The organism is Companilactobacillus hulinensis, assembly GCF_003946555.1.
Classification (GTDB): domain Bacteria; phylum Bacillota; class Bacilli; order Lactobacillales; family Lactobacillaceae; genus Companilactobacillus; species Companilactobacillus hulinensis.
In genome coordinates this window covers 144,862-157,708 of sequence record NZ_RHOO01000004.1, presented here as the reverse complement: position 1 = coordinate 157,708, position 12,847 = coordinate 144,862, and the positions used below count along the sequence as shown (strand labels likewise).

Sequence of the window (12,847 nt, the reverse complement as noted above, 5' to 3'; positions counted from 1 at the left end):
CTATTAAATATAGGTAAAAACTGAAAGCGTTTCAACTTGAACTGAGTGATATTAATTTCTAAATAATTTCATCGTTGTGAATGTGTTCTTGGAATTCAACGTAGGCGTTACTGAAGATGTCATCTGGGTGCTCGATCAGCATTGATTTGGGGAAGTAGAATCTTTCATCACCAGAGATTTTTCCGGTTAGCGCATTGACCAAGCCACTAATAGTTGAGAGTTCGATCAATGAACCATCATCGCGCATGATCTCAATTTGAGTTCTACTCTTATTGCTGTTGGGACTGTAAATATCGTATGGTAAATCATAGCTGGTATTTTTGGCGGTGTAGTATTCTTTGGCAAATCCAGCACTTTCAACAATGTTAGCTAAGTCGGGAAGCATTTTTTCAGTTTCCTGGTTGTACTCAGCTGACTTGAAAGGCTTGCGGCTCAAGAATCTATATGCCAAGTCTTTGAGGATTTCGTCTGGATAACTTTGCCACATAGTGAAGTAAGTATTCAGAATCCCATCGTCTAATGATAAGTAGTCGTCAATACTGACATGGTTTTCGAAGAATGGAATCAGCAAGCTGGGCATTTCAAAGTCGTTCATGTGGTTGTGTTCGTATAGGTCCTTGGCACGTTGGAGAAGCTTGGTAAGGACAACTTCCATACCACGTGATACGGGGTGGAAGTATACTTGTTGATACATTTGGAAACGGCAGAGTACGTAATCTTCAACGGCGTGCATCCCATCATAGTCGAAGGCAATACCGTTCTTGTAAGGGCGCATAACTCTGAGAATTCTGGTTAGATCAAACATCCCGTATTTTGTTCCTGTGAAGTAGGCATCACGTAATAGATAATCCATTCTGTCGGCATCAATTTGACTAGAGATCATTTGAACAACTTGTGGATTGTCGTAAGTATGGGCAATAACGCTAGCGACTTTTTCGGGGAAGTCATCTGATACTTGTTTGAGAACATGATTGATCTCTGTTTCTGGAGATGTGATTATTTCACGTGTCCATTGTTCGTGATCAGTATTGAAGATATGTTCAAAAGTATGTGAATAAGGACCATGTCCAACATCGTGAAGAAGGGCGGCACAGAGTGCAACGATTCGTTCATTGTCATCCCACAGACCGTCACCAGGTTCTTTAGTAGGATAGTTTCGTTGGAAGTTATCACAGATTTGACGAGTTATTTCATAGACACCCATGCAGTGTGTAAATCGTGAATGTTCAGCACCTTGAAAAGTAAATGATGCAGTGCCGAGTTGCTTAACACGACGCAAGCGTTGGAATTCTTTGGTATTGATCAAGTCTAGGATGACACGATGTTGTACGTGAATGTAATTGTGGATCGGGTCACGAAAAACCTTTTCTCTTGGTAACATTTCTAAGTGATAAGTCATTATTTATCTCCCATTAATAGTTTTTTATTCTTGTAGATCAAATCTTCCATTGTTTGGTGATAGGCATCTTTGTATGGTAATGATTCTTTGACGATATTAAAATCTTTTTGATTAATTTCGTATCCATCCGTGGTCAGGGTCTTCAATATTTTGTCTTTGGCATAGTCGATCGTAAATGGTGAATTCAACGCTTGATCCAAGTCAGTCATGCAATGAACATCGATATCTGGATACTCGATATTTTCGTGCTTAGGATAATTACTGATTTCGTAAAAATCTTTCATTAATTGCGAGCGTTTCTTCTGATTGCCTGTTACACTGATATAGGCCATAATAGCTACGGCATCACCTGAACGTCTTTGAGATATTCCGGCAATTTTTTTGCCATCGATACTCAAGTCGTATGTTCCAGGACAATATGAATGAACTACTTCACCAGTTTGAATTTTGTCAGAAAAAGTTTTTTGCATAATTTGGTGCATCTGTTCATATGCTTGGTCAATTGTGATATTGTTTTTATTTGGTAAAAACAATGTGAAGTTCAAGATTCCTGAGTCAGTGACGACCCCAAGTCCACCAGAATTTCTGACATAGTAGATATATCTTTTTTCGGCCAGACGTTTCATACCGCCAGAGATATTTTTGAGTCGTTGATCTTGTAGCCCGAGGATAACGGTTGGTGGTGTCGTCCAAAAATGTGCTACAGGGATGGAATTTTCAGAGACGAATTTTAAGATTGCTCCGGTATCCGCGAAGGGATTGAGCATATCTTCGTCTCTAGTTATTTCTTGATTGTATAATAGAATTGTATTGTTCATTTAAGTTAATCACTTCTTTGAAATATAATTGTTATTTTAATTTTATCATGTAAGAGGCGTTGCATATTGGAAAATAACAGTGTGAATGTAAATGTGGAACTAAATATGGAAACTCTCCAAGCTGGAGAGCTGACTCATACGAAGATTGCTGAGCCTGGTAAGTTTACCAAGATCGGCAAGTCGATGTATTTGAGATTCGATGAAAGTCTAGAGAATAATGATAAAGCGTCGATACTTGTCAAGATCGGTGACAATGGTGAGATCCATCTAAAACGTGTTGCCGAATCAACCAAGCTTGCATCTCTACTATATTTTACTCATAAAAAACACAATAGTGGACACTTACAGACAGAATATGGAGTCATGCAATTAGGAACTTTTACGAAAGATTCTGAAGTTGAAATTGTAAATAAACCTCTGTCTGGAAAAATAAACATTGATTATGACTTGATTTATGATAATAATGTAGTAGGTAATTACAAGTTTCGATTGATTTTTAAGGCTTGACAATCTATCATTATAAGTAAGACGCTGCGAAAGGACGTGTACCCGTTTGGAATTTGAAAAACTCAAGAACCAAAACAAAGATGAGCTATCTCTAATCGAGGTTGCTTATGAAATTCTTGATACAAGTAATAAAGAGGCAATGAACTTTTCTAACATTGTCAATAAGATTCAAGACTACTTAGGTAGATCTGATGAAGATGTTAAGGATTCACTCCCTCAATTTTATACAGATTTAAATAATGACGGTAGTTTTCTTTCATTAGGTGAGAACGTTTGGGGATTACGTAAGTGGTATCCATTTGATTCTGTTGATGAAGAGGTCAACCATCCAGAAGATAACGGTACTGAAAATACTCATAAGGCTGCCCAAAAGGTTAATGCCTTCATGAGTGATGATGCTGAAGACGATGATGTTGTCGATTATGACGACGATGCTGACTTAGACGTAACAGATATGGATGATGATGACGATGAGAGTGATGGAACAACAAGTAATGGTCCTGATCTTTCTAAGTTCACAAACTCCGATCTTTCAGTAGATGATGATAGTGATGATGAGCAAGATACTGGCTTGGATGACGGTATTGAAGGTCAATTATCTGAATTTGATGCTGATGACGAAGACGACAGTGACATCGATCTTAGTGATGAAGATGATGACGACTCAGACGATGATGAAGACGACGATATTTAAATTTGTGAATTTAAAGTTTGACGATTTGGATAGATAACAGTATTATATTGTTTGGGCTCTATTAGATTGTCTAATTACAAGTTCCCTGTTCAGTAGAATAGGGGACTTTTTTATTTTTGGTTGAGTAGGAATTCCCTAGAAAGAATATGTGGAGGAAAGCTATGACTAAGTATATTTTTATTACAGGTGGAGTTGTTTCATCTCTTGGTAAGGGTATTGTTGCGGCATCCCTTGGTAGATTATTAAAGAACCGTGGGCTTAAAGTAACAATGCAAAAATTTGATCCTTATATTAATGTGGATCCAGGAACTATGAGTCCATATCAACACGGTGAGGTTTACGTTACTAACGATGGTACAGAGACTGACCTTGACTTAGGACACTATGAAAGATTTATTGATAACGATTTGAACAAGTATTCAAACGTTACCACAGGTAAGATTTACTCTGAAGTAATTCGTCGCGAACGTCGTGGAGATTACAATGGAGCTACAGTACAAGTTATTCCACATATTACAGATATGATTAAGCAAAAAATAATGCGTGCTGCTACAACAACTGATTCTGACGTTATCATTACAGAAGTTGGTGGTACAGTTGGTGATATCGAATCACTTCCATACCTAGAAGCACTTCGTCAAATGAAGTCAGAAGTCGGTTCAGAAAATGTTGTTTACATTCATACTTCACTAGTACCTTACTTAAAGGCTGCTGGCGAAATGAAGACAAAACCAACACAACACAGTGTTAAAGAATTACGTGGAATTGGTATTCAACCAAACATCTTGGTTGTTCGTACCGAAAAACCTATGCCACAAAACATGAAAGACAAGATTGCATCATTCTGTGATGTTGATTCAGAAGCTGTTATCGAATCTCGTGATGCTAGTTCACTTTATGACATTCCTTTGAACTTACAAGCTCAAAACTTCGATGATATCGTATGTCGTTACTTGCATCTAGAAACACCAGAAGCTGATATGACAGACTGGAACAAGCTTGTTGATCGTGTACATAGCTTGAAACATACAACAAAGATCACACTTGTTGGTAAGTATACTAAGTTACAAGATGCTTATATTTCTGTTACAGAAGCACTTCATGCTGCTGGTTATGCTTATAATACAGATATTGAATTAAAGAAGATCTCTGCTGATCTTATTACTGAAGACAATGTTGAAGAGATGCTTGGCGATGCTGATGGTATCCTTGTTCCTGGTGGATTTGGAAGCCGTGGACTTGAAGGTATGATCACAACTATCAAGTATGCTCGTGAAAACGATGTTCCATACTTTGGTATTTGTTTAGGTATGCAAATGGCAAGTATCGAGTTTGCTAGAAACGTTGCTGGTATCAAAGATGCTACAACTGGTGAAGTTGCTCCAGATGCAGCTAACAAAGTTATCGATATTATGGCAGATAAGAAGGATGTTGAAGACCGTGGTGGTACACTACGTTTGGGTGCATATCCATGTAAGTTGAAGCCAGGTTCAAAGACTGCTGCTGCCTATGATAATCAATCAGTAATTCAAGAGAGACACAGACACAGATATGAATTCAACAACGAATATCGTAAACAATTTGAAGATCTAGGATTAGTATTCTCAGGTGTTTCACCAGATAATCATTTGGTAGAAATCATTGAAGTTCCTGGCAATAAGTTCCACATTGCTGTTCAATACCACCCAGAATTCTTATCAAGACCTACAAAACCAGAAGGTCTATTCAAAGCATTTATCGGTGCAGCTTCAGGGTTAGATGAAGAGAATATGTAATTTCCTGAAGTAGTTAAAAATAGTTAGGGAAAAGCTTATGCAAAAACTTGTAATCAATGGTGGAAAAAAGTTATCAGGTGAAGTAACAATTGGCGGTGCAAAGAATAGCACTGTGGCGCTAATTCCAGCTGCCATTTTGTCTGATACACCTGTAGTGTTAGATTCAGTTCCACAAATTAGAGATGTAAAAAATTTACGTTCTATTTTGAAAGATATGAACGTTTCTTCAGAGATGAAGGATGATGTATTAAAGATCGATCCGACAAAGATTCAATTTGCCGAACTACCTAGTGGTAAGGTAAGCAGTTTGCGTGCTTCATATTACTTTATGGGGGCTATGCTGGGCCGATTTGGCAAAGCAATCGTTGGGTTCCCAGGTGGCGATGACATTGGACCTCGTCCAATTGATCAACATATCAAGGGATTCGAAGCACTAGGTGCGAATGTTGAAAATAAACACGGTCAGATCATTATTACAACTCCAAAAGAGGGTCTAAAAGGAGCAAAAATCTTCTTAGACATGGTTTCTGTTGGAGCCACTATTAATGTTATCTTGGCTGCTGTTAAAGCAAAAGGTACTACCATCATTGAAAATGCTGCTAAGGAACCAGAAATTATCGACTTGGCAACCTTCCTTAACAATATGGGAGCCGTTATTCGTGGAGTTGGTACGGAGACAATTCGTATCGAGGGAGTAGATAGTTTGCGTTCAAATAACGCACACACTATTATTCCAGATCGAATTGAAGCTGGTACATATCTTAGTTTGGCTGCTGCCAATGGCGGTGGTATCTTAGTTAAAAATATCATCAGTGAACACTTGGATGCTTTCCTAGCAAAGTTAGATGAAATGGGAGTTAATTTGGAGATTGGCGAAGACAGTATCTACGTCAAGAATTCTCCAAAACTCAAGGCCGTAAACATCAAGACTATGCCATACCCAGGCTTTGCGACTGATCTTCAACAACCAATTACACCACTTCTTATGAAGGCCGAAGGCGAAGCAATGGTAATTGACACGATTTATCCAAAGCGTGTTAAGCATATTGCTGAATTGAATAAGATGGGTGCTAATATTACAAGCGAGAACGATTTGATCTTCGTTCGTGGCGGTGCCGAGTTAAAAGGTGCCACTGTTTCAGCTGAAGAAATTCGTGCTGGAGCTTGCTTGATGATTGCTGGATTACTTGCAGATGGACAGACAACTATCAATAATGCTGAGAATATTCTTCGTGGATATGATCAAGTAGTTTGGAAGTTGCATTGTCTAGGCGCTGATGTAAAATTAGTTGGTGAAGACGATTTAATCGAATAAAATATTGACAGATGATTAATTTGTTGGTAGATTATTAAATAGTTTATGACAGGAAAGGGAGTGCAGCCGTTGAGAAATTAAGTTGAAATTTTAAATTATACAAAATAAGTGTGTAATTTGACTTCGACTTAGTGTGTCTCAATGGCTGTCCCTTAAAAGATAGAGAGTGAAGAAAACTGGTATATTTACAGCAATGTAAGAGTCTGGTTTTCGTAACTTGTTTAAGGGACGCTATTATGTAGTGTCCTTTTTTTGTTGGGGTCAAAACACCGTAAACGAGGTGTTGTATTTATGGGAACAATTCAAATAGAAAATGTAAGTTTCAAATATGATCAAATGGTGAATAACTTGTTTGATTCATTAAATCTTAGAATCGACGAAAGCTGGAAATTAGGTCTTATTGGACGCAATGGTCGTGGGAAAACGACCTTAATGCAAATGCTACAGGGCAAATTGCAGTATTCAGGACAGATAGTTTCAAACTTGAACTTTTATTATTATCCACAACCGGTTGCGAATAAAAATCGTCCAACAGTTGAGATAGTTAAAGAATTAACTGACTTGGAAGATTATGATATGTGGAAAGTTGAAGTCGAACTTGATAAACTTCAAGTTAAGCCTGATATTCTTGATCAAGAGTTTTCCACACTCAGTCCTGGTGAACAGACTAAGGTATTATTGGCAATTCTTTTTATTGATGATTATGGATTTCAATTGATCGACGAACCGACTAACCACTTGGATATTGTCGGTCGTGAGATAGTTGCTGATTACTTGAAGAGCAAGAAAGGTTTCATCGTCATTAGCCACGACAAGACATTCTTGAATCAAGTTATCGACCATGTTATTTCAATTAATCGTCAAAATGTTGATGTCTATAAAGGCAATTATGATACTTGGGAACAAGAGAAGACTCAACAAGATCAATCAGAGATGGCTGAAAAGAGTCAGCTGAAAAAGGATATTAGTAGGCTGCACGAGACGGCTGTCAAAAGAGAAAATTGGTCACGTCAAACTGAGAAGGGTAAATTCAAAACTGGTTTGCAACAAGTTAACTTGGATAAGGGATTCATTAGTCACAAGTCTTCCAAGATGATGAAGAAGGCTAAGACGATAGCCAAACGTGTTGATGGTGAAATTGATGAGAAACAAAGTCTTCTGAAAAATATTGAGATTGAGGATCCCATCAAATTAAATTACGTGGAAGTTAATCACCCAAAAAATTTAATTACTGTGGATAACTTGCAGTTGGTTCACGATGACGTCACAACTCCAATCGTAAGTTTTAAACTGCCTGTGAATAAAGTTGTGTCGTTGGTTGGTCAAAATGGTATTGGTAAGACGACAATCTTCAAGCAAATCTTAGGCATTAAGCAGCCCTTTACACAGACTGGTGAGTTACATGTTGCACCAAGTGCAAAAATCTCTTATTTGGCTCAAGAAGATGAATTAGAAGGTAATATCAGACAACTTGCCATCAACAAACACATTGATGCTGAAGATATTTTCTCAAATTTGCGCAAATTAGGTTTTGAACGTTACTTATTTGAACAGCCAATTGAAGATATGAGTCAAGGACAAAAGCGTAAGGTTGCGTTGGCTGTCAGTCTTTCGGAAGAGGCGAATATTTATCTGTGGGATGAGCCGCTGAACTTCTTAGACGTCATTACTCGGCAACAAATTATCGATGCAATAAAAGAACAGCATCCAACGATGCTGTTGATAGATCACGATCAGGATCTGATAGATGAGGTTTCTGATCAAAAAATAATTTTACAAAAATAAATGGTATTGAATAAAGTTGTAGTTCATGTTAACATTTAATACCGTTAGTAAATTAATCTCTATTTCTGCAAAAGATTTAGGGCAAAGGAGCGACATAGAATGAAACAAGGAATTCATCCAGACTATCACCAAGTTGTATTCATGGACTCATCAACAGGTAAGAAGTTCTTAGCTGGTTCAACAGTTCAATCAAGTGAAACAACTGATTATGAAGGTACAGAATACCCATTAATTCGTGTTGAAATCTCATCAGATTCACATCCTTTCTACACTGGTAAGCAAAAGTTTGCTCAAGCAGATGGACGTATCGACCGTTTCAACAAGAAATATGGTTTGTCACAAAAATAAAAAGCCATCCTATATTAGGAGGCTTTTATTTTTTTGCCCTTTTTTTAAAGTGTGTCGATACCCAAGCCAGGTTTATAGCAGCTAGACAACTAGTGCTGATGAAGACGGCTGAGTAACTTAGTGTGCTGGAAATGAATGAACCAAGTAATGGCCCGCAGACATTACCAACAGACTGGAATGACTGGTTATATCCGAAGATTCTACCGGTGTATTTGGCATCAGTATATTTTGCCAACAGTGTTTGTACTTGTGGAACTAAGCAAGCATCTGAGATTCCGACAAAGAATCTCAGAATTGCTAGTTGCCAGACGTTAGTAACAAAGGCCTGTGGAATATATACCAAGACGGCAAAAATCAATCCACCGATCAAAATCTTACTGGTACCGATCTTATCACCCAGTGCACCGAAACGTGGAGCAGCGATGATATTGGCAATACCAGGAACAGCAGCGACGAAACCAGCAATCAAAGTAACTTTATCAGAGCCGTGCATCAATTGTTTAACGTACAAACTGATGATAGGATTGATGGAGTTATTTGATGTTTGGATGATCATAGTTGTGACGAACATAGCTAGGATCAAATTAGGATTTTTCAACTTGTGAAAAATTTCTTTGGTTGATTCTTCTTCCCCTTTTGGAATAGGAGTGAAATCTTCCTTAATAAAGATAGTAACCATGATGAATGCCAAGAATAATAATGATCCAGTAATCATGAATGGGATTCTGTATCCGAAGTACTGAGCAATTGCACCACCGACCAATGGTCCTAGTAACGTACCAGAGATAACTCCAGTGTTCAGGGTACCTAGTGCTTTACCACTTTCGGCACGTGGCGCAGTCGATGCAATCAAAGTATTGGCATTACTTACAAAGCCTGAGAAGACACCTTGCAATAGTCGTAAAACGACAATCTGCCAAGCTGCTGTAGCAAAGGCTTGAAGTGAGATGACGATGGCCATACCTAACGCAGCACGGATAAGCATGAGCTTACGACCTCTACGGTCAGCAATTTTTCCCCAGATGGGAGAAACAATCGCCATAACTAAAAAGGTTGAAGAGAATGCAATACCATTCCAAATGACAAGTTGGTTTTTTGTGAAATTCCCTAGTTGATTAATGTATAATGGCAAAAAGGGTGTTATCATACTAAAGCCAATACCTGTCATGAAAGTACTGAACCAGAGAACAGTTAGATTACGTCTCCAGTAACTATTCTCTCCAGGTACTTTTGGTGATTTAGATGTCATAGTGCATCAATTCCTTTCTAAATAATATACTATACTCTTTTTATTTAGTGTGGATTAAAATAATTTTTCAGAATTGGGGAAAAATATTCATGAAAATGAAGTTAAAAGAAGTTTATTCTGCTTTAAAAATCAACGCGGAGGATGTTCCAGATGTTGATATTACGGGCGTTTGTTTCGATAGTCGTAAAGCTAAGGATGGGGACTTGTTCTTCCCGTTAAAAGGAGAGCGTGATGGACACGAGTTCATTAGCAGTGCTATCTCGAATGGTGTAAGTGCGACCGTTTGGCAAAGTGATCATGAAATCCCTAATGATGAGATTCCATATGTAGTAGTCCAAGATGTTTCGAATGCTTTTGAAACTTTGGCTAAGTATTATTTGGCTAAGGTCAATCCGAAGGTTATCGCTGTGACTGGTAGTAATGGTAAAACAACGACCAAAGATATGATTGCTGCTATTTTAGCTACCAATAATAATGTTGCTAAGACACCAATGAACTTTAACAATGAGATCGGTGTACCATTCACTATTTTGAATATGCCGATCAATACTGAAGTATTAGTCGTTGAAATGGGCATGGACCGTCCTGGTCAGATCGATCACTTGAGCAGTTTAGCCAATCCAGATATTTCTGTTATTACAATGATCGGTGAAGCACACATCGAATTCTTTGGCACACGTGATAAAATCGCTGATGCTAAAATGGAAATAGTCGATCACTTGCAAGAAGATGGTCGTTTTATCTATGATGGAGACGAACCATTATTGGAAGAACGTGCTGCAAAAGTTGAACAGCGAAAACTAACTTTTGGAAAAAAAGATGTGAATACGCTTTACTCTACGTCAATCAAGGCGGGGAAGACGACAACTTCGTTCAAAACCAACCTTTGGCAGGACTTAGAGTTTGATATTCCGATGATGGGCGAATATAATGTTAAGAATGCCTTGGCTGCAATTTTAGTTGGTCAAGCCCTTCATGTTAAGCCAGAGGCTATGGCAAAAGCTTTGGCTGACCTATATGTTACCGAGAATCGAACAGAATGGTTGAAAGCACAAAATGGCGCAGACATTTTAAGTGATGTATATAACTCAAACCCGACTGCTGCAATAGAAGTTCTAGAAAGTCTCAAGAATATTTCCACCCCTGGACGCAAGATCATCGTTCTAGGAGACATGCTAGAACTAGGAAGTGCATCAAAACGATTGCACGAATCACTTGCGGACCACATCAATACAAGGGACTTTGCGAAAGTTTATCTTGTAGGGGATGAAATGAAGGCTCTGAAAGCTAAGTTAGATAAGAAGTATTCTTCTGATGACCTAACTTGGTATAGCAAGGATCAATTAACGGAACTAACAAATAATATAAAGAAAGAATTAAACTCAAGTGACACTGTCTTATTAAAGGCTAGTCATGGCATTCATCTGGAAAACGTTTTAAGTAATTTAGTTTAAAAGTGTTATTTGAGAATGATTGATGAACGCATACATGCTGTCGGTTACAGCGTCAGTGCGTTACAACTGGAGGATTTTTGTGAAATTTAGCGAATTAGATTTAGATTCAAGATTATTAAAGGCTGTGGACGATGCAGGTTTCGAAGAAACTACACCTATCCAAGCAGAAACTATCCCAATGGTATTAGCTGGGGATGACGTAATTGGACAAGCACAAACAGGTACAGGTAAGACAGCTGCCTTTGGCCTTCCAATTCTAGATTCAATTGATACAACATCAAGTGAGATCCAAGCTCTTATCATTTCTCCTACTAGAGAATTGGCTATTCAAACTCAAGAAGAGTTATACAGATTAGGCCGCGATAAGAAAGTTAAAGTACAATCTGTTTATGGTGGTTCTGACATCAGAAGACAAATCCGTGCTTTGAAGAGTCACCCTAATATCATTGTTGGTACACCAGGTCGTATGCTTGATCATATCAACAGACACACTCTTAAATTAGGACATGTTCAAACCGTTGTTTTAGATGAAGCCGATGAAATGCTAGATATGGGATTTGTTGAAGACATTGAAAGTATTCTTTCAAATGTTCCTAACAAACACCAAACTCTATTGTTCTCAGCTACAATGCCAAAGCCTATCATGCGTATCGCTGATAAGTTCATGACAGAACCAAAAATTGTTAAGATCAAGTCAAAGGAATTAACAGCTGACAAGATTGATCAATACTTCGTTAAAGCTCGTGACTTTGAGAAGTTTGACCTTATGACAAGAATCTTCGATGTTCAAGGACCAGAACTAGCCTTGATCTTCGGTAGAACAAAGCGTCGTGTTGATGAATTAACACGTGGTTTACAAGCTCGTGGATACAATGCTGAAGGACTTCATGGTGATTTGTCACAAGACAAACGTACTAGTGTTCTTCGTAAGTTCAAAGCTGGAAAGCTAGAATTCCTTGTTGCAACTGATGTTGCTGCTCGTGGATTGGATATTTCTGGTGTATCACATGTTTATAACTATGATATTCCTCAAGATCCAGATAGCTATGTTCACCGTATTGGACGTACAGGACGTGCCGGACATTCTGGTGTTTCTGTAACTTTCGTTACACCTAACGAAATGGGTTACTTACGTACAATCGAAAACTTAACTAAAAAACGTATGAAGCCACTTTCACCTCCAACTGATACAGAAGTTCTTAAGGGACAACTTGAATCAGTTAAGGAAGAAGTTAAGAATACAATTGCTACAGATACTAACTTGGGCCGTTTCGATGATGCTGTTCAAGAACTACTTAGCGAATATTCAGCTGAAGACTTAGTTAAGGTTTACCTAACAACAACTATCAAGGATGCTGAAAGTGTTCCTGTTAAGATTGCTCCTGAAAGACCACTTCCTTCACGTAAGGTTAGTCACAGTCGTTCAGGTCATGGTAGACGCAGTGGCGGCCGTGGTGGTCGTGATCGCAATCGTGGCGGACGTAATGGTGGTGGAAACCATCA

General features: G+C 38.3%; 10 protein-coding genes and 1 pseudogene. 8 read left to right on the top strand and 3 right to left on the bottom strand.

The genetic code is table 11. From position 1 onward, the window contains the following. Nucleotides 1-58 precede the first annotated feature (58 nt). A complete protein-coding gene (locus EKM66_RS04110) occupies nt 59-1,399 on the bottom strand; it encodes an HD domain-containing protein (protein WP_125761952.1) in 1,341 nt (446 codons plus the stop codon). Then, nucleotides 1,399-2,217 (bottom strand): lipoate--protein ligase family protein, encoded by an 819-nt coding sequence (locus EKM66_RS04105; protein ID WP_125761950.1) that lies wholly within the window; start codon nt 2,215-2,217, stop codon nt 1,399-1,401. Before EKM66_RS04105 ends, EKM66_RS04110 begins: the two co-directional genes overlap by 1 nt. A 66-nt stretch (nt 2,218-2,283) precedes the next feature. On the opposite strand from EKM66_RS04105, the gene EKM66_RS04100 reads away from it, so the two are divergent. The 6 genes from EKM66_RS04100 (at nt 2,284) to EKM66_RS04075 (ending at nt 8,641) form a co-directional block, all read left to right on the top strand. After that, complete coding sequence (locus tag EKM66_RS04100; protein ID WP_125761948.1) at nt 2,284-2,724, top strand: DUF1934 domain-containing protein; 441 nt, start codon at nt 2,284-2,286, stop codon at nt 2,722-2,724. 46 nt (nt 2,725-2,770) lie between these two features. Beyond that, nucleotides 2,771-3,418, top strand: coding sequence for a DNA-directed RNA polymerase subunit delta (gene rpoE, locus EKM66_RS04095; protein WP_125761946.1), 648 nt, complete (start codon nt 2,771-2,773; stop codon nt 3,416-3,418). A gap of 161 nt (nt 3,419-3,579) precedes the next feature. Then, a complete protein-coding gene (locus EKM66_RS04090; protein ID WP_125761944.1) occupies nt 3,580-5,193 on the top strand; it encodes a CTP synthase in 1,614 nt (537 codons plus the stop codon). A 37-nt stretch (nt 5,194-5,230) separates the two neighbouring features. Beyond that, the gene (locus EKM66_RS04085; protein ID WP_125761942.1) at nt 5,231-6,508 is read left to right on the top strand and encodes a UDP-N-acetylglucosamine 1-carboxyvinyltransferase; all 1,278 of its coding nucleotides are present in this window, start codon (nt 5,231-5,233) and stop codon (nt 6,506-6,508) included. Between the two features lie 291 nt (nt 6,509-6,799). Next, a complete protein-coding gene (gene abc-f / locus EKM66_RS04080) occupies nt 6,800-8,293 on the top strand; it encodes a ribosomal protection-like ABC-F family protein (RefSeq protein ID WP_125761940.1) in 1,494 nt (497 codons plus the stop codon). Between the two features lie 99 nt (nt 8,294-8,392). Beyond that, on the top strand, nt 8,393-8,641 hold the full coding sequence (locus tag EKM66_RS04075) for a type B 50S ribosomal protein L31 (RefSeq protein WP_125587969.1): 249 nt from the start codon (nt 8,393-8,395) through the stop codon (nt 8,639-8,641). A 25-nt stretch (nt 8,642-8,666) separates the two neighbouring features. Here EKM66_RS04075 and EKM66_RS04070 read toward each other — a convergent pair whose 3' ends face one another. Further along, the gene (locus tag EKM66_RS04070) at nt 8,667-9,890 is read right to left on the bottom strand and encodes a multidrug efflux MFS transporter (protein WP_125761938.1); all 1,224 of its coding nucleotides are present in this window, start codon (nt 9,888-9,890) and stop codon (nt 8,667-8,669) included. A gap of 89 nt (nt 9,891-9,979) precedes the next feature. Here EKM66_RS04070 and EKM66_RS04065 point away from each other — a divergent pair, with 89 nt between their 5' ends. Further along, nucleotides 9,980-11,344: a UDP-N-acetylmuramoyl-tripeptide--D-alanyl-D-alanine ligase gene (locus tag EKM66_RS04065; RefSeq protein ID WP_125761936.1), complete on the top strand. Its 1,365-nt coding sequence runs from the start codon at nt 9,980-9,982 to the stop codon at nt 11,342-11,344. A 79-nt stretch (nt 11,345-11,423) separates the two neighbouring features. Then, nucleotides 11,424-12,753, top strand: a pseudogene (locus EKM66_RS04060) (DEAD/DEAH box helicase); the annotation flags it as partial. Nucleotides 12,754-12,847: the final 94 nt, after the last annotated feature.

What these genes read in the sequence shown, in the direction of transcription:
- EKM66_RS04110 (WP_125761952.1), bottom strand. Translation starts at nt 1,399, where the DNA reads ATGACTTATCACTTAGAAATGTTACCAAGAGAAAAGGTTTTTCGTGAC.
- EKM66_RS04105 (WP_125761950.1), bottom strand. Translation starts at nt 2,217, where the DNA reads ATGAACAATACAATTCTATTATACAATCAAGAAATAACTAGAGACGAA.
- EKM66_RS04090 (WP_125761944.1), top strand. Translation starts at nt 3,580, where the DNA reads ATGACTAAGTATATTTTTATTACAGGTGGAGTTGTTTCATCTCTTGGT.
- EKM66_RS04085 (WP_125761942.1), top strand. Translation starts at nt 5,231, where the DNA reads ATGCAAAAACTTGTAATCAATGGTGGAAAAAAGTTATCAGGTGAAGTA.
- abc-f (WP_125761940.1), top strand. Translation starts at nt 6,800, where the DNA reads ATGGGAACAATTCAAATAGAAAATGTAAGTTTCAAATATGATCAAATG.
- EKM66_RS04075 (WP_125587969.1), top strand. Translation starts at nt 8,393, where the DNA reads ATGAAACAAGGAATTCATCCAGACTATCACCAAGTTGTATTCATGGAC.
- EKM66_RS04070 (WP_125761938.1), bottom strand. Translation starts at nt 9,890, where the DNA reads ATGACATCTAAATCACCAAAAGTACCTGGAGAGAATAGTTACTGGAGA.
- EKM66_RS04065 (WP_125761936.1), top strand. Translation starts at nt 9,980, where the DNA reads ATGAAAATGAAGTTAAAAGAAGTTTATTCTGCTTTAAAAATCAACGCG.